The sequence below is a fragment of the Sphingobacterium sp. BS-2 genome (genome assembly GCF_046161205.1).
Classification (GTDB): domain Bacteria; phylum Bacteroidota; class Bacteroidia; order Sphingobacteriales; family Sphingobacteriaceae; genus Sphingobacterium; species Sphingobacterium mizutaii.
Map to the genome: position 1 here is coordinate 30,998 of NZ_JBIXGO010000011.1, position 17,386 is coordinate 48,383.

Consider the following 17,386-nt stretch of genomic DNA (forward strand, 5'->3'; position numbering starts at 1 on the left):
AAGGCTTCCATAAAACAGACCTGTACTCCAATGGAAACACATTACCAATATTAACATGAATAATCTAAAAATAGCTTTCCGGAACATTCGTAAAAACAAGGGTTTTTCGATTATCAATATTTGCAGTTTAGCATTAGGTATAACCTGTTTTTTACTGCTGTTGGCTTATGTTTACCATGAGTTGAGTTATGATCGATATCTGTCCAATTCAGATCGGGTTTCGCTGGTTACCTCTTCGGTGAAATCTCCGGAGGATGCTGATTTTACTTATTGGAGGGTAACTCCCACGGCTGTTGCTCCGGTCTTTGCAAAGGAATTTCCTGAGATCGAGAAAGCTGTCAGGATGTATACCTACAATAATGCCGCCTTGATTGAAAATGGCTCGGAATCAATAAAAGAGTCCGGTCTAAAATATGTGGATGCGGATTTTTTAAAAGTCCTAGATTATAAGGTTCTTTCTGGAAATGCAAATTCCGCATTAGCTAACCCCAATGAGATTGTATTAACTGAATCATTAGCGAAAAAATATTTTGCCAATGAAAACCCAATCGGTAAAACAATCTTGATTGACAAAAATCCATGGAAAATAACTGCAGTTATAGAGGATCTGCCGACTTATACTGAAATACGTTTCTCGGCTTTGCTGTCGAACAAGGGCTTGGAGAGATATCAAGAAGAACCGCAGTGGGGATCAGCAAATGACATCACTTTTATTTTGTTGAAAGCAAATGTCAATCAGCAGGCATTACAAGAAAAGGTAGATGCCTTTATGAAGCAGCAATTGAAAGAGCAATATGATGCTGGTTATACCATAAAGATCAATCTAGAAAATATTGAAACGGTGCATTTGCATTCAAAAGCAGCTGGTTCGGGGAATTTATTGTACCTATATATCTTCGGCTTTTTAGCAGCTGCCCTCCTATTGATCTCGGCGGTCAATTTCACGAACCTTTCCCTTGCTCATGCTACGGAGAGAGCTAAAGAGATTGCTGTCCGTAAAGTAATTGGTGCTCATAAAAAGGGGATTTTCAATCAATTTATTGTGGAAGGCGGAATGATGGTAGGCATAGCTTTGGCACTGGGGATACTACTTGCCTGGCTTTTATTGCCGGTATTCAGCATGTATTTAGGTGTCCCTATGAAACTTGAGGTATGGACCAATCCATATTTTTATTTAGCGGTTATAGTTTTCTTCATCATATTGAATTTCATTGCTTCGGGCTGGCCAGCATGGGTCATTGCACAATTTAAGCCGATCAGCGTGATCAAGGGGCAACTCAAGACGAATAAGACAAAGTTTCCAATTGCCAAGATCTTGATAACTTTCCAATATTGCATTTCGATCTTTTTAGTAATCTGTACTTTGTTTGCCTATAGGCAGATGCAGTTTATCCAAACCATGGATACAGGTTTAAACCGTTCCCAAATTGTCGTATTAGACGGTGATGTATTAAAAACAAAGGGGCTGGAAAACCTGAAGAATGAACTTAGAAACAATCGGTCTATCAAGAATATATCGGCATCCTATGATTCTCCGGTCAATGTACAGGGTGGATATTCCTTGGAAACTTCTGAAGGTAAGAATCCAAATTTCAGTATGGATATTACAGCATTGCCGATTGAAAGGGACTTTTTGTCGACTTTTGAAATCCCAATCCTCGCTGGGGAACCATTGAACGAAACGGACATCATTAAAGCAAGGGACACATCTGCAAACCGTTCCGTTGCTATCATCATCAATAAGATGGCAGCAGAAAGAATCGGCTGGACTCCAGAGGAAGCAATTGGCAAGACCGTCAATATCAATGGAAGAAGGGGACCTGTGAGAGCCGTGGTAGACAATTTCAACTTTGCTTCTTTGAAAGAGGAAGTTCGACCAGTAGCGTTATTTCCTGAATACAGCTATTTCGGAAATGTCTTTGTAAAAATAAATGCAGGCGCCAATACGACACAATCCCTACAGGATATACAGGTGGCATTCAACAAAATATTACCAAATACAACCTTTAACTATCATTTCTTGGATGATGATTATGCTGCCCTTTATAAACAGGAACAACAGACTACCAAGATTATGCAACTCTTTGCTTTTGTAACTATAGTAATTGCCTGTATAGGTCTATTTGCGATTTCTGCTTATACCGCACAACAACGCGTTAAGGAGATTGGAATCAGAAAGGTTCTGGGTGCTTCAGTTGGTAAGTTGGTGGCTTTATTGACTTCTGATTTTATAAAATTGGTGGTCTTGGCCTTTATCATTGCTATCCCATTAGGATATTGGGCCATGGATAAATGGCTGAGCAACTTTGTTTACCATATCCATATCGAATGGTGGATATTCTTTGCTGCCGGTTTGATTACACTTGTTATTTCCTTTATGACTATTGGAGGTCAAGCATTTAAAGCAGCTAGGGCAAATCCGGTGGATAGTTTGAAGGATGAATGATTCAAGAGCTATGCTCTTGAATAGATATGAGATTTTAGATGTGAGATATGAGATAGTGGAAAGGTTATGATGGCGAATAAATAAATTACTTTTTGATTTAGCATAGATTATGAAGAATTTGAATTTGATTTTTAGGAAATTATGGAAGAATAAGTTATTTACCTTCCTGAATATTATTGGTTTGGCTATTGGGATCAGTGCCTGTTGGATCGTTTTTAGGCTGGTGAACTACGAATTGAGTTTTGACAAGAATCACGCGGAGGGCGAGAAAATATTCAAGGTATATGGGGTATTCGAGGAGATTGCTTCTACAGATCGGTTTGATGGGGTTCCAACTCCATTAGCCAGATATATTAAGGAGAACCTTTCGAGCGTAGAGCTTTCAGTTCCAGTTTATAGAAAATATTTTCCGAAAATCACGAATAGTATAGACTCCAAAGAGAGTTTTAAGATTGAGGATCAAGAAAACATCATTGAAACCACAAGTGATTATTTCAAAATGGTCCCTTATGAATGGTTGGCGGGGAATCCCAAACAAGCATTGCAGCATCCAAATGAGGTCATACTTACCAAAAGTAGAGCGAACCAATATTTCCCGAATATAGACCCTAAGGAGGTTGTGGGAAAGACCTTAATGTATGACACGACTCTCTATTCTGTATCTGGGGTTGTTAAGGATCTGGAAAGTCCAAGTAGTTTCTTGGCGAAGGAATTTGTAAAGGTATCGGACGATAATTGGAATTCAGACCTTTGGGTTTCCTTTATGTCTAACTTCACTTTATTTGTAAAATTAAAGTCGCCGAATGATAGGGATGCTTTTGTCAACGAAGTCAGCAAGAAAATCCATGAAATGACTAAAAAGGATTTCGCTGAAATGAATACCAAGGCCGGAGCCGGTGTAACTCCGCTTGCCGAGGTACATTTTGACAAGAACCTTCAAAATAGTTCGAATATTAAAGTAGTCTATGGATTCATCGGCATAGGTGTATTTTTACTCTTATTGGCGACCATCAACTACATCAACCTGACTACAGCCCAAGTACCGTATAGAGCCAAGGAAATTGGTATCCGGAAAACCTTGGGTGAACAACCCTTTGATGTTACCAAATCCTTTTTGATTGAAACTTTTTGTATTTGCATTTGCGCACTATTGCTTTCTTGGCCTTTGACGAAAATTTTCGAGAAAGCTTTTGAATCCTATTTACCAGCAAACCTGAATTCATTTTCAGATATTTTGCCTGTAAGCATTTTCATACTAGGCTTAGTCATTTTCATTAGCATTGCCTCGAGTATTTACCCTGCTTACCTGATCAACAAGGTTCAGATCTCTGAGGTCATCAAAATGAAAGGCATTGGAAAATTATCAGTGGGTAGTATTTCGATCAGAAAGGTATTGATCATATTTCAATTTGTCATTGCACAAGGCTTTGTCGTATCCACTTTTATCATGGGGATGCAAATGAAACATACCATGACCTCTGACCTTGGATTTAACCATCAAGCATTGATTACGATGCAATTACCTTATAAGGTCGATCAAAATGCTGATGTCGACCCTTATGTATTTAAGGATGCTTTGTTGAAACATAGTCAGGTTGCTGGAGTTGCATTAGGTCATTTACCATTGTCCGATAACCATTGGGGGAACTTTGTTTCTTCAACTGCGGACACTGGAGTAGTGAAGGTAAATGTACCTTTCAAGTTTGTGGACAAAGATTATTTTGATGTTTATGGAATTAAGTTGCTAGCAGGAAGAAATTTGAATATGGCGGATACCAGTTCGGGAATCATCCTGAATGAATTGGCTATTGAAGAAATGGGCTTCAAAAGTCCCGAAGAAGCAATAGGAAAAGCAGTAAGTGCCTATGACAGGGATAGAACGATTACAGGTGTTACCTCAAATTATACGAGCAAATCATTTCATACAGAAAAAGAAGGGGTGGCAATGTTGATATCTAAGAATAGAGGTCAACTTCAAGTCATTTCCGTCAAACTGCATGCTGATCCAAAAACTTGGAAGTCTTCCATAGAGACGATCGAAAAAGAATGGAAGAATATTTACCCAAATGCTCCATTTGCCTTTAAATTTTACGATGAAAATATCCGTCAGCTGTATGAATCAGACCATAGGTTTTCTAAAATCATCAACCTTTCCACTGGGGTTACCATCTTATTGAGTTGCCTCGGATTAATCGGATTGGTGACTATCTCTACCGCCCAACGAACTAAAGAAATTGGGATCCGCAAAGTATTGGGAAGTTCCATTTCAGGAATCGTTGGTCTACTTTCAAAAGATTATATTAAGCTGGTCTTAATTTCCATTTTGATTGCTTCTCCAATTGCTTGGTGGGCATCCAATAAGTGGTTAGATGATTTTGCTTATAAAATAGACATAACTTGGTGGATGTTTGTGATTCCAGCGCTGGCGACTGTTGTTATTGCTTTCTTGACGATGAGTTTCCAATCTTTGAAAGCGGCCAAGGCCAATCCGGTGGATAGCTTGAGGGATGAGTAATTCAAGGGCTGTGCCCTGAATGGATGTGAGATTTGAGATGTGAGATATGAGATATTAACCTGATTGGAAAGGATAGGATGATTTAAGACGATCCTGTGGAGCAGGAAAGGTCTAAATACTATTTACTTGATACTAAATACTAAGCATAAGATATGATAAAGCACGATTTGAAAATAGCATGGAGGAATCTATGGAATAACAAAAGTTTCTCGTTGTTGAATATTCTTGGTTTAACCTTAGGTTTTGCAGGGTTTATTTTATCTTATCAGTTTATTAATAGGGAAAGCAGTTATGATAAATGGAATCCCAATTATGATCGAATTTATCAAGTTGGACTGGAGGCCAATGGAGAATACAGTGTTGATATGCTCCCTTCGATGGCGCAGACGCTGAAAGATAATTTCCCAGAAATACAATATGCCGGAAGAAAGATTGATTTCACTTGGGGTATTTATCCATTATTTGGAGAATCAACAGTCAATATTAAAAAAGCTCTTGCAATAGACTCTTCGCTAGCCAGGATATTTCAAATCGAAAGTAAGAACGGTCCTTTGTACAAGAATGCTGAGCAGAATGAGGCGAACCTAATCAAAGAGCCGATTGCAAAATTGCTTTTTAAGGAATATCAAGATTTTAGTGAACCCAAGAAAGTTCCTGCACTCAGTCTTGCCATGGGGGTTCATGATACGTTCTATGGATTGATTCAAGAAAGAAAGCTATCGATTATCGATGGCGATGTCCTCTATATTCGAAAAATAGATACAGAGGAAGAGGGTAACCCTTATCTAGTTCAGACCTTTATCCAAGTAAAAAAGGGTACTGATATCGACCAATTAACAAGTAAAATTAATGACCTGTTTACCAACAAGTTTTCCAAGAAGGAAAGAATTCAAAGTTCGGCCTTTGCTAAAGGTAAGGTCTATTTGGATCCACTTCAAAATCTATATTTAAAACCAAAAGCTGGCAGCAATACGAATTACCTCATCGTATGGATTCTTGCTGTTCTATCAATCACTATTTTGGTCCTGGCTTGTGCCAATTTCGCCAATATGATGATGGCAAAAGCCAATCAACGACTGAAAGAATTAGCCATCAAGAAAATCTTGGGGAGTTCAAGATTTGCTTTGATACGGCAATTGCTTTTGGAAGTCTTGATACTTACTAGTTTTTCAGCAATCTTATCTTTTGTTTTGCTCATCATCACTGGAAACTCCTTGCAGAATTGGTTTAATGATGATCTGATGAGTTATATCCTGAATATTCAAACTTTAGGTCAACTACTGATTGGGATTTTAGTTTGCACCTTGATATCTGGAATATATCCTGCGATTTCGCTATCTGGATTTAATTCTGTGAGATTATTGAAGGGAAACAACCTTTCCCTTGGTATGAATAACCGACTTCGGAATATTCTAATCATATCCCAATTTATTATTGCGATCATTTTTGTAACTGGCATGTTTGTCGTACGACAGCAAGTCAATTTCATGAAGGATTCTGACAAAGGATTTGAACCTTCACAGGTTATCAATTTTATCGGGGTTTCCATGTATTATGATAATAAGGTTGATGGGACTTTTTATGATTTCAAGCAGCGATTGCTACAAAATCCTAGTATTATCTCTGCTTCACGAGCAACGACCATTCCTGGGGCTAGGGAATTGCCCCCTCAATTTGAATTTAATTATAACACTGAAAAACAGGACTTGGACCATGTTGGCATAGACCCTGAGTTTTTCCAGACATTAAACATCAATTTCTTGTCTGGTGGAAACAGTCCCTCTATGGATAAATTAATTACGGATTCTGCCAAACATTATGCTGTCATTAATGAGGCTGCAGCAAAAGCATGGAACATAGACAATCCTATAGGTAATACCATCGCTGGTTGTGATGCTAATTTTGAAATCGTAGGAGTGGTACAAAACAGCATTGCCTATGGATTTGAAAACAAGGTGAAACCAACAATTTACTCCTATAAGGATGAATGTGGAAAGGGTAGATTTAAAACAGCCTTTATTGTAAAAACTGCTGTAGGAAAAACTGAGGATGCAATAAAAACCATGGAAAAGGAATGGTTGAAAAACCCTGCTGCTGAATCATTGCCTTTGGATTATGAGTTTATGGATCAAAGTTATGCCAGCTTGCAAAAGAAACAAATAGAGCTGCAAAAGGCATTCAATGGATTTACGTTATTGGCGGTCATAGTTGCTTGTCTGGGCTTGTTTAGCATGTCGGCTTATCAGGTTTCAATCAAAAGAAAAGAAATGAGTATCCGGAAGGTCTTAGGGGCTTCCATCGCTTCTATCTTTTTCCAACTCAATAAACCATTTTTTAAAATATTCATCATTGGGACCGTAATTGCTGTGCCAATTGCTTACCTTTTAATTGAATCTTGGCTGAACAATTTTGCCTATCATATAGAAATAAAATTCTGGTATTTTGGTCTTGCCATTTTAAGCATATTATTGATCCTTTTTATTACCGTATTCTTCCAATCTTTAAAGGCAGCAACAGAGAATCCGGTGGATAGCTTGAGGGATGAGTAATTCAAGGGCTGTGCCCTTGAATGGATGTGAGATATGAGATGTGAGATATGAGATATTAACCTGATTGGAAAGGATAAGATGATTTAAGACGATCCTGTGGAGCAGGAAAGGTCTAAATACTAAATACTTTATACTAAATACTATAAAAAAAACATGATAAAATTAGAACACATATTTAAGTGGTACAATGTTGGCGGGGCCAAAAACTTTATTTTAAAGGACATCAATTTGGAGATCAATGAGGGTGATTTTGTTTCTATTATGGGTCCTTCGGGGTCGGGAAAGTCGACCTTATTGAACGTCATTGGGATGTTGGATGAGCCGGATGAAGGCAGCTACAACTTTATGGGCGAGGATGTGCTGAATATGAAGGCGAAAAAGAGATCGCAATTGTTTCAATCGCATATCGGATATGTATTCCAATCGTATCATTTAATTGATGAGTTAACGGTATATGAAAACATCGAAACGCCATTGATCTACAAGAACCTTTCGTCTTCAGAGCGCAAGAGCATTGTTTCAGATATGTTGGACCGTTTTAACATTGTGGGCAAAAAGGATCTGTTCCCTGCTCAGCTTTCTGGTGGACAGCAACAAGTGGTCGGAATCGCTAGAGCATTGGCAGGATCGCCAAGGTTGCTGTTAGCGGATGAGCCTACCGGAAACCTGAATTCGAAACAAGGGGAGGAAATCATGGAGCTGTTCAAACAACTGAACGATGATGGCATGACCATTATACAAGTGACTCACTCTGAGAAGAATGCAGAATACGGCAAGTCCATCATCAATATGTTGGATGGTCAATTAAAATAACAATTTGCTGAAGGATTTTTGGGATTGCCTTTTATTTCGTAAATTTCATTGTGAATGAAAAAGAAATTAAGGCACTCATCTATCTTTTGGATGATCCCGACCGGGAGATTTTTCAAGAGATAGAGCACAAACTAATCACATGTGGGCCTGAGGTTATACCTTTATTGGAACACTCGTGGGAATCTTCTTTTGACCCGCTTTCACAAGGCCGGATTGAGAATATCATTCATAGAATCCAATATGACCAGGTCAAGAATGACCTGCAATTATGGAAGCTCAATAATTCCGAGGACCTCTTGGAAGGCCTGCTGATCATCAACCGATACCAATATCCAAATCTTCATGAAGAACAGGTATACTACCAACTCGCGGAACTCCGTAGGAATGCCTGGTACCACCTGATGTATGATATGAGCCCCGTGGAGAAGGTAAAGTTGTTGAATAATATCCTATTCCGTGAATTTGGGCTTTCTGGCAATACTTCTAATTATCATGATCCTCAAAATTCCTTCATCCATAAAGTGCTGGAAACAAAAAAAGGGAATCCAATCAGTTTGGCCTGTATATATGCTTTGGTGGCCCAGAAACTGGATATTCCAATCTATGGTGTCAATCTTCCCAAACATTTTGTTTTGGCCTATGTGGATGGCGAAAATCAGGATAAAGTCCAATTTTATATCAATGTTTTCAACCGCGGGCAGATCATGCGTGAGGAAGATATCTATGCGTTCTTGAGACAGCTCAATTTACCGCTTTCTGATAATTACACCCTGCCCTGTGATAATATCGCAATCATAAAAAGGGTATTGAGAAACCTGATTGCAGCTTATGAGCATGTTGATAACGCGGAAAAGAAACTGGAGGTGGAAACCCTGCTGACCTTAATCGAAGAAGACGAGATTAATTAACCTCGTCTTCCTACAAATACTTTTATTTTATGATTTAATTCCTGGCATCTAAGGATATCCCTCTTGGAGTCGAAGGAACGCTCCTACCAGCTTGCTGATATTGATAAGTGGCATTTGGCGCAACATCTCCATTATCAGTCTTTAAAAATCTATAAACTGCTTTTGAAACAGGATCAGCCACATAGATAAACTTGCTGTCTTTTCTGAAATCAAGCTCAACATCCACCGGTTGCTGTAATTTGGTGTTTATCCCTGTAATAATACGTGAAGGACTAATAACACCTGTTGCAGCACTGATTTTCGCATAATCATCAAAGATGAGGATCTTTCCCTGGTAAGTTGCCGATGCTCCAGTTCCTACCTGTACGAAATCGGTCAGCGCAAGCATATTGTTTACCGTATCGACTGACATACCACGGATATTGCTGGCATTCTCAACGGTCAGTACTTTGGAAGGCTCCACCGAAGCAACAGTGGAATCTCGGGAAATAACCAAGTTGTCGTAAATTTCAACTCCCCCATTCGTTCCAGATTTACTCACCACCAATCCGCTTTTCACTATGGTCACATCCCAAGGGTCTATATTATTTTTAAACCGATAGGTCTGTCCCGGTTTTCTGAATTCGGACAATCCACGAGGTCTGTCGAATACATAGTAACTTGGTTCATCGCCACCAACAGAGATGGTGTACAACTTATCTAGACTTGGATGGAAGACCAAACCACGCACTCCTTTTAAAACGCCTTGGCGGATTTGATTTTTGTCATTGCTCAAAGCGCCAGTTTCACCAATATTCAGTTTGTAGACAAAGGTGTCTGTAACAGTGGTATTTAATGAAGATTGAAAAATAATGCGTGCACTTGGGTTGAAATAGATTGAATTTCCGCCCCTTACATTTCCTAAAAAAGGAGTGGCACGAAGGCTCATGTCCTCTTCCTCATCTGCATTAGGCAACAACACAACGTTGTTGAAAGGCGTTAATTCAGGGTTTTCATTATAATCAGAGTAGGATATATATAGTCTTGAGATCGAGTTGCTTGTCGTAGGCTCATCATCATCTTTTTCACAGGAATAAAATCCTATGAGGGTGGCAATGGCGAGTAGCGCAAATACGTATTTAAGTTTCATAAATAATCAATTTATTACAAATGTATAAAATAATCGTTTGTCGGCGTGCTCTCAGGGCTTTAAGATTGTTAAAGTTGGTTAAATAGATGGTTTTCCGTAAAATTGCAGAATAGATAATAAAGCAATGGAGAACAAAGAATTTGTAAGAGAGAAGTTGGAATTGCCCAACGAAGGGAAAAAGCTTTTGCTTCACTCCTGCTGTGCTCCCTGTTCTGGTGAGGTAATGGAGGCATTGATTGCTTCCAACATAGATTTTACGATCTATTTCTATAATCCTAACATTCATCCACGGAAGGAGTATGATCTAAGGAAGGAGGAAAACATCCGATTTGCTGAAAAGCACAATATTCCATTTATTGATGCCGACTACGATGTAGATCACTGGTTTGAGTTGGCAAAAGGCATGGAGCATGAACCTGAGAGAGGGATTCGCTGCACCATGTGTTTTGATATGCGTTTTGAGAAAACGGCTGAATATGCTGCTCAAAATGGCTTTGATGTGATCTCGAGTTCACTTGGTATCTCGCGTTGGAAAACGATGAGCCAGATCAATGATTGTGGGGTAAGAGCGGCTTCACGATATCCGAACATGGAATATTGGACATTCAACTGGCGCAAGAAAGGCGGTTCAGCGAGAATGTTGGAAATCAGCAAGAAAGAAAGGTTTTATATGCAGGAATATTGCGGTTGTGCTTATTCATTGCGCGACACCAATAAATGGAGGATGGCGAACGATCGTCCGAAAATTGAATTAGGAAAAAATTATTACGAATAGCCTAGACGATTTTTTAAAATAAATTTCATTTATACTTAATTAATCGTTACTTTTGCAGGCTCAAATGCAAGATTGTGAAGTATCTAAAAAAATACAGAATACCATTTTCAGGTCTTTCAACAGGTAAGCACAGTTTTGACTTTGAAATCGACGAGAAGTTCTTTGCATGTTACGAACATTCCTTGATACAGGAAGGCAATCTGAAAGCGGTTGTCGACTTGCAGAAACAGGAGAACATGTTGATAGCTAATTTCGACATTCAAGGCACCATAAAACTGACTTGCGATGTTTGTCTATCGACCTTTGATTCGCCCGTTCACATTAAGGAACGTGCTTTGGTAAAATTCATCGACGAAGATTGGAACGAGGACACGGAAGAAGTGATCACCTTATCCAAGAACGATTATGAATTGGACATTGCTCCTTTGCTGTATGAATACATCAATGTAGCAGTACCACCCTATCCTAAGTGTAATGAAAACGGAGATGGGATAGCATGTGATCCGGAGATGTTGGACAGAATACAAAATGAAGAAGAAAGCTCGTCTGAGGAGGACAATGAAAACATTGACCCTCGTTGGGAAGCATTGAAGAATATTAAAAATAACTAAAACAAAAGATACGAGATGGCACATCCAAAACGTAAAACTTCTAAATCTAGAAGAGACAAGAGAAGAACACACTATAAAGCTGAATTACCTAGCTTAACTGTTTGTAAAGAAACTGGCGCGGTGCACAGACCTCACCACGCATATACAGTAGACGGTAACTTATACTACAACGGTAAATTAATTATTGAGAACACCGCTGCTGTCTAACGACATCTTTCTTAAAAACATCCCAAAAAAGTATAATATTTTATATTATTAACTTTCACTTGGGATGTTTTTTGCGTATTATTGAATAATATAAATAATAACGAATGAAGATTGGATTAGACGTGTTGGGAGGTGATTTTGCTCCTGATTCTAATATCAAAGGAGCGATTGAAGCTCAAAAACAGCTGGACGATTCGCAACGGATTGTTCTTTTTGGTGATGAGGAAGCCACTAGAAACGCTATTGCTGAAGCTGGATCTGACCCCTCAAAATTTGACTATGTTCATGCACCTGAGAACATCGGTATGCACGAACATCCCACAAAAGCAATCAGCCAAAAACCTAACTCTTCTATAGCCAAGGGATTTGACTTATTGAAAAACGGAGAGATTGATTCTTTCTCTTCAGCAGGCAATACCGGTGCAATGCTGGTAGGCGCCATGTTCAGCGTAAAGACTATTACAGGTGTCTTGCGCCCTGCAATCGCGACCAATGTTCCTAAGCTAAAGGATGGCTTTGGGATCCTGTTGGACGTTGGGGCCAATGCAGACTGTAAGCCGGAAATGCTGAACCAATTTGCTATCCTTGGAAGCTTGTATGCTGAACATGTATACGGCATTTCCTCACCAAAAGTCGGCTTGCTGAACATTGGTGAAGAAGAAGAAAAAGGAAACAACCTAACCATCGCAACCTACCCTCTTTTAAAAGAAAACAACAAGATCAATTTTATCGGAAATGCAGAAGGACGTGATCTGTTCAGTGATCATGCCGATGTAATTGTTTGCGATGGCTACACTGGAAATGTAGTACTGAAGCTAGCTGAATCATTTTATGTAGTTACTCTCAAGAAAGGGTTCAAGGACCAATTCTTTGACAGGTTCAATTACGAGCAATATGGCGGCAGCCCAATTTTAGGGGTAAATGCTCCTGTAATCATTGGCCACGGTATTTCAACTCCAAAGGCTATAAAAAATATGGTATTATTGTCGAGAGATATGATTGCCTCAAAATTCATTGAGAGGATCAAATCTGCATTTAACTAAAAAATATGTCTAAAATTCACGCAGCTATTACTGCAGTACATGGTTACGTTCCGGACTATATCCTGACCAACAAAGAGTTGGAAACAATGGTAGACACTAACGACGAATGGATCGTAACCCGCACAGGAATCCGTGAGCGAAGAATATTAAAAGACCCAGGAAAAGCTACTTCTGACTTGGCAGTGCCAGCGGTAAATGGCCTATTGGAGAAAAGAGGGATTTCTGCTGAGGATATCGACTTAATAATCTTCTGTACCAGCACACCGGATATGTTATTCCCTGCTACAGCAAACATCTTGGCAGACAAAATTGGTGCTAAGAAAGCTTGGGGTTTCGACCTTCAAGCGGCTTGTTCAGGATTTCTTTTCGGATTGACCACTGGAGCTCAATTCATTGAATCTGGAAAACACAAAAAAGTACTGGTTGTTGGTGGCGATAAGATGTCATCAGTAGTCAATTATAAAGACAGAAATACCTGTATCCTATTCGGAGATGGATGTGGAGCAGTATTACTGGAACCAAATGAAGAAGGAAACGGACTGATCGACGCTGTTTTAAAAACAGATGGATCTGGCGGTCAATTCCTAAACATTAAAGGCGGTGGTTCTTTGAACCCAGCTACTCATGAAACAGTAGACGCAGGCCTTCATTACGCTTACCAAGAAGGTCGTACCGTATTTAAATTTGCAGTAACCAATATGGCTGATGTAGCTGTTGAAGTTATGGAAAGAAACAAATTGACCTCGGAAGATGTTAATTGGTTAGTTCCACATCAAGCAAACAAGCGCATCATTGATGCCACTGCAGAACGTGCGGGACTACCTGAGGAAAAAGTAATGGTAAACATTCAAAAATACGGAAATACAACTAGCGGGACCATTCCATTGTGTTTATGGGAGTGGGAAAGCCAACTTAAAAAGGGCGACAATCTAATCCTAGCGGCATTTGGCGGTGGGTTTACATGGGGCTCTATTTATTTGAGATGGGCGTATTAATCTGCATTTTATTATTACCTTTATAGCTATTTATTTTTTAAAATTATTAAACAAACCTACTAGCATATGAGTATGGATATTAAACAAATTCAAGATCTGATCAAATTCGTTTCCAAATCGGGTGTGAATGAAGTATCGATCGAAGAGAAAGATTTTAAAATTACGATAAAGACTAATCAAGAGCCTACTTACGTAACGGCAACACTTCCAGCAGCTCAGGTTGCTCCAGCAGTTGCTCCTGTTGCGGCTCCTGCTCCAGTGGCTGCTGCTCCTGCAGCTCAAGCTCCTGTTGCTGACGAAAGCTCAAAATATATTACTATTAAGTCTCCTATTATCGGAACATTTTACCGTTCTCCAGGACCAGACAAAGCATCATTTGTAAATGTAGGTGATGAGGTTACTCCTGGAAAGGTTATCTGTATCGTTGAGGCAATGAAGTTGTTCAATGAAATCGAATCTGAAGTATCAGGAAAGATCGTTAAGATTTTGGTAAATGATGCTCAACCTGTAGAATACGACCAACCTTTATTCTTAGTAGACCCTAGTTAGTTTTTGGAGTAATTCCAGAAACTTTTTTTATTGTGCTAAGAGATAAAGTGTTACATCAAAGAGTATTATGTTCAAAAAAATATTAATTGCCAATAGAGGTGAAATCGCACTTCGAATTATCCGTACTTGTAAAGAGATGGGAATTCAAAGTGTTGCAGTATATTCTACTGCTGACCGCGACAGTTTACACGTTCGCTTCGCGGATGAAGCTGTTTGTATCGGCCCACCTGCTAGTAAAGATTCCTATTTAAATATTCCAAATATCATTGCAGCGGCTGAACTTACAAATGCTGATGCAATCCACCCTGGATACGGTTTCTTATCCGAAAACGCTAAATTTTCCGCAATCTGTGCTGAGTATGGCATCAAATTCATCGGTGCTACCGCTGACCAGATTGAAAAAATGGGAGATAAAGCATCGGCTAAAGAGACAATGAAAAAAGCTGGTGTTCCAACCATCCCTGGTTCTGACGGTTTATTACCAGATGTAAAAACTGGTTTGAAAATCGCTAAGGACATGGGTTACCCTGTAATCCTAAAAGCTACTGCCGGTGGTGGTGGCCGCGGAATGCGTATCATTTGGAAAGATGAAGAGTTTGAAAATGCTTGGGATTCTGCACGTCAAGAATCTGGTGCTGCTTTCGGAAACGATGGCTTGTACTTAGAGAAATTTGTTGAGGATCCTCGTCATATTGAAATCCAAGTAATCGGTGACCAATATGGAACAGTATGTCACCTTTCTGAACGTGACTGTTCAATCCAAAGAAGACACCAAAAATTAGTTGAAGAAGCTCCTTCTCCATTTATTACACCAGAATTGCGTGCTAAAATGGGTGAAGCTGCCATCTTAGGTGCTAAAGCCGTAAAATATGAAGGTGCTGGAACAATCGAATTCTTAGTTGACAAACACCGCAACTTCTACTTTATGGAAATGAATACCCGTATTCAAGTAGAGCACCCTGTAACTGAAGAAGTAATCAACTTTGACTTGATCAAAGAACAGATTAAAGTTGCGGCTGGAATTCCTATCTCTGGAAAGAGCTATGAACCTACTATGCATGCAATCGAATGTCGTATCAACGCGGAAGATCCATTCAACAACTTCCGTCCGTCACCAGGTAAGATTACCAACTTCCATTCACCTGGAGGTCATGGTGTACGTGTAGATACACACGTTTACTCAGGATATACAATCCCTCCTAACTACGATTCAATGATCGCGAAATTGATTTGTGTAGCACAAACTCGTGAAGAGGCTATCAATACCATGGAGCGTGCGCTAAGTGAATTCGTTATTGAGGGCGTAAAGACAACCATCCCTCTCCACCTTCGTTTAATGCGTGACCCGAACTTTAGGGCAGGTAATTTCACGACTAAATTCATGGAAACTTTCGACCTTACGGAGTATCCTGATGAGGAGGTTGTATAAAATTTACTTTACATATACAAAACATGCCATTCTTCGAGAGAAGAATGGTATTTTTGTTTTCTTACGATTAGATCACCGCATTAAAACTACATGTCCAAGAATATTAAACTTATAGAGGCAATTAAGAATAAAGGAAAGAACATCGAAGCTGAAATGTCCTTCTTCGATCATTTAGAAATCCTTAGGTGGCATATCATCCGTTCTGTAATTGCTATTACCGTATTTGCTATCCTTTCCTTTACATTTTACGATTTTGTTTTCAACCAGATCATCATGGGCCCGAAGAACTTGGACTTCTGGACCTATCGCATGATGTGTAAAGTTGGAGCAGCCTTGAATCTGGAAGGGTTCTGTGTAGAGAAGATTCCTTTCAATATCATCAACACAGAGTTGGCGGGGCAATTTATGCTCCAAATCAACTCCTGTCTTTTGATGGCGGTTGCTTTGGGATTCCCATACCTCCTATTCGAAATCTGGTTATTCATTAAACCTGCCCTTACGGATGTAGAAAGGAAATCAGCTAGAGGTTTTGTATTCTATGCTACTGTGCTCTTCATTATTGGGGCCTTATTTGGTTACTACATCGTAGTTCCGTTGTCGGTTAATTTCCTTGCGAACGTATCCTTGAGTGAGGAAATCACTAACCAGATTACCATTGACTCTTATTTATCAACTATTGCGACTTTAACATTAGGTTGTGGAATTATCTTCCTACTACCTATTCTGATCTTTATCCTTTCGAAAATTGGTATCATGACGCCAGAGTTTATGCGTGCGAGCCGTAGATATGCCATCGTCATTATCTTGGTCATTGCGGCTATCATTACTCCAACAGCGGACGTTATCACATTATTGACAGTAAGTGCTCCGATGTTTATCTTGTACGAATTGAGTATCATGGTATCGGCGAACGTCAAAAAAGCGAAGGAACTCGCGGAAAAAGAATTTTATAATACAAAATAACACATCATGTCTAAAAAAATCGCAATTGGCAGTGATCACGCTGGGTTTGAATATAAAACAGCATTAATCACATTCTTAAACGAATTAGGTTATACTGTTCAGGATTTCGGTCCTGCTACTGCAGATTCTGTTGACTATCCAGATTTTGCCCATCCGGTATCTTCAAGTGTAGAGAACAAAGAAAATAAGTTAGGTATCCTGATCTGTGGCAGTGCAAATGGAGTTGCCATCACAGCGAACAAACACCAAGGCATTCGTGCTGCGATTTGCTGGTTGGAAGAAATTTCAGCTTTAGCCCGTCAACACAATGATGCCAATATCGTTTGTATTCCAGCTCGTTTTATTGATCTTGACTTAGCAAAACGTATTGTTCGCACATTCTTGACAACTGACTTCGAAGGAGGTCGTCATGCTAATCGTGTCAACAAAATTTCTTGTGCATAACCAATTTAAA

At 39.4% G+C, this 17,386-nt stretch carries 15 protein-coding genes; 14 read left to right on the plus strand and 1 reads right to left on the minus strand.

Translation table 11 applies throughout. The annotated features are described in order from the left end of the window. Positions 1–55 precede the first annotated feature (55 nt). The 5 genes from ACK2WI_RS04635 to ACK2WI_RS04655 all read left to right on the plus strand — a co-directional run bounded on the left by ACK2WI_RS04635 (position 56) and on the right by ACK2WI_RS04655 (position 9,231). The gene (locus tag ACK2WI_RS04635) at positions 56–2,446 is read left to right on the plus strand and encodes an ABC transporter permease (protein ID WP_409149943.1); all 2,391 of its coding nucleotides are present in this window, start codon (positions 56–58) and stop codon (positions 2,444–2,446) included. 109 nt (positions 2,447–2,555) lie between these two features. After that, positions 2,556–4,961, plus strand: a complete 2,406-nt coding sequence (locus ACK2WI_RS04640; RefSeq protein WP_409149944.1) for an ABC transporter permease — start codon at positions 2,556–2,558, stop codon at positions 4,959–4,961. 152 nt (positions 4,962–5,113) lie between these two features. Further along, complete coding sequence (locus tag ACK2WI_RS04645; protein WP_409149945.1) at positions 5,114–7,510, plus strand: FtsX-like permease family protein; 2,397 nt, start codon at positions 5,114–5,116, stop codon at positions 7,508–7,510. 153 nt (positions 7,511–7,663) lie between these two features. Continuing rightward, the gene (locus tag ACK2WI_RS04650) at positions 7,664–8,323 is read left to right on the plus strand and encodes an ABC transporter ATP-binding protein (RefSeq protein ID WP_185215986.1); all 660 of its coding nucleotides are present in this window, start codon (positions 7,664–7,666) and stop codon (positions 8,321–8,323) included. Between the two features lie 47 nt (positions 8,324–8,370). Then, a complete protein-coding gene (locus ACK2WI_RS04655) occupies positions 8,371–9,231 on the plus strand; it encodes a transglutaminase-like domain-containing protein (protein ID WP_373865690.1) in 861 nt (286 codons plus the stop codon). Positions 9,232–9,265: 34 nt separating this feature from the next. On the opposite strand, the gene ACK2WI_RS04660 is transcribed toward ACK2WI_RS04655, so the two are convergent. Continuing rightward, entirely contained in the window at positions 9,266–10,360 is a 1,095-nt protein-coding gene (locus tag ACK2WI_RS04660; RefSeq protein ID WP_093100715.1) for a hypothetical protein, read from the minus strand. A 124-nt stretch (positions 10,361–10,484) separates the two neighbouring features. Here ACK2WI_RS04660 and ACK2WI_RS04665 point away from each other — a divergent pair, with 124 nt between their 5' ends. The 9 genes from ACK2WI_RS04665 to rpiB all read left to right on the plus strand — a co-directional run bounded on the left by ACK2WI_RS04665 (position 10,485) and on the right by rpiB (position 17,376). Next, positions 10,485–11,135 carry an epoxyqueuosine reductase QueH gene (locus ACK2WI_RS04665; protein ID WP_093100716.1) on the plus strand — a complete coding sequence of 217 codons (651 nt, stop codon included), beginning with the start codon at positions 10,485–10,487 and terminating at the stop codon, positions 11,133–11,135. A gap of 74 nt (positions 11,136–11,209) precedes the next feature. Then, positions 11,210–11,746 carry a DUF177 domain-containing protein gene (locus ACK2WI_RS04670; RefSeq protein WP_093100718.1) on the plus strand — a complete coding sequence of 179 codons (537 nt, stop codon included), beginning with the start codon at positions 11,210–11,212 and terminating at the stop codon, positions 11,744–11,746. A gap of 15 nt (positions 11,747–11,761) precedes the next feature. Continuing rightward, positions 11,762–11,953: a 50S ribosomal protein L32 gene (gene rpmF, locus ACK2WI_RS04675; RefSeq protein WP_093100719.1), complete on the plus strand. Its 192-nt coding sequence runs from the start codon at positions 11,762–11,764 to the stop codon at positions 11,951–11,953. Positions 11,954–12,057: 104 nt separating this feature from the next. Then, complete coding sequence (plsX, locus tag ACK2WI_RS04680; RefSeq protein ID WP_093100721.1) at positions 12,058–12,996, plus strand: phosphate acyltransferase PlsX; 939 nt, start codon at positions 12,058–12,060, stop codon at positions 12,994–12,996. A 5-nt stretch (positions 12,997–13,001) separates the two neighbouring features. Next, a complete protein-coding gene (locus ACK2WI_RS04685) occupies positions 13,002–13,991 on the plus strand; it encodes a beta-ketoacyl-ACP synthase III (protein WP_093100722.1) in 990 nt (329 codons plus the stop codon). Between the two features lie 66 nt (positions 13,992–14,057). Further along, entirely contained in the window at positions 14,058–14,540 is a 483-nt protein-coding gene (accB, locus tag ACK2WI_RS04690; protein WP_093100724.1) for an acetyl-CoA carboxylase biotin carboxyl carrier protein, read from the plus strand. A gap of 67 nt (positions 14,541–14,607) precedes the next feature. After that, positions 14,608–15,969 (plus strand): acetyl-CoA carboxylase biotin carboxylase subunit, encoded by a 1,362-nt coding sequence (accC, locus tag ACK2WI_RS04695; RefSeq protein ID WP_093100725.1) that lies wholly within the window; start codon positions 14,608–14,610, stop codon positions 15,967–15,969. A gap of 90 nt (positions 15,970–16,059) precedes the next feature. Beyond that, the gene (gene tatC / locus ACK2WI_RS04700; RefSeq protein WP_093100727.1) at positions 16,060–16,932 is read left to right on the plus strand and encodes a twin-arginine translocase subunit TatC; all 873 of its coding nucleotides are present in this window, start codon (positions 16,060–16,062) and stop codon (positions 16,930–16,932) included. Between the two features lie 6 nt (positions 16,933–16,938). Next, on the plus strand, positions 16,939–17,376 hold the full coding sequence (gene rpiB / locus ACK2WI_RS04705; RefSeq protein WP_409149946.1) for a ribose 5-phosphate isomerase B: 438 nt from the start codon (positions 16,939–16,941) through the stop codon (positions 17,374–17,376). Positions 17,377–17,386: the final 10 nt, after the last annotated feature.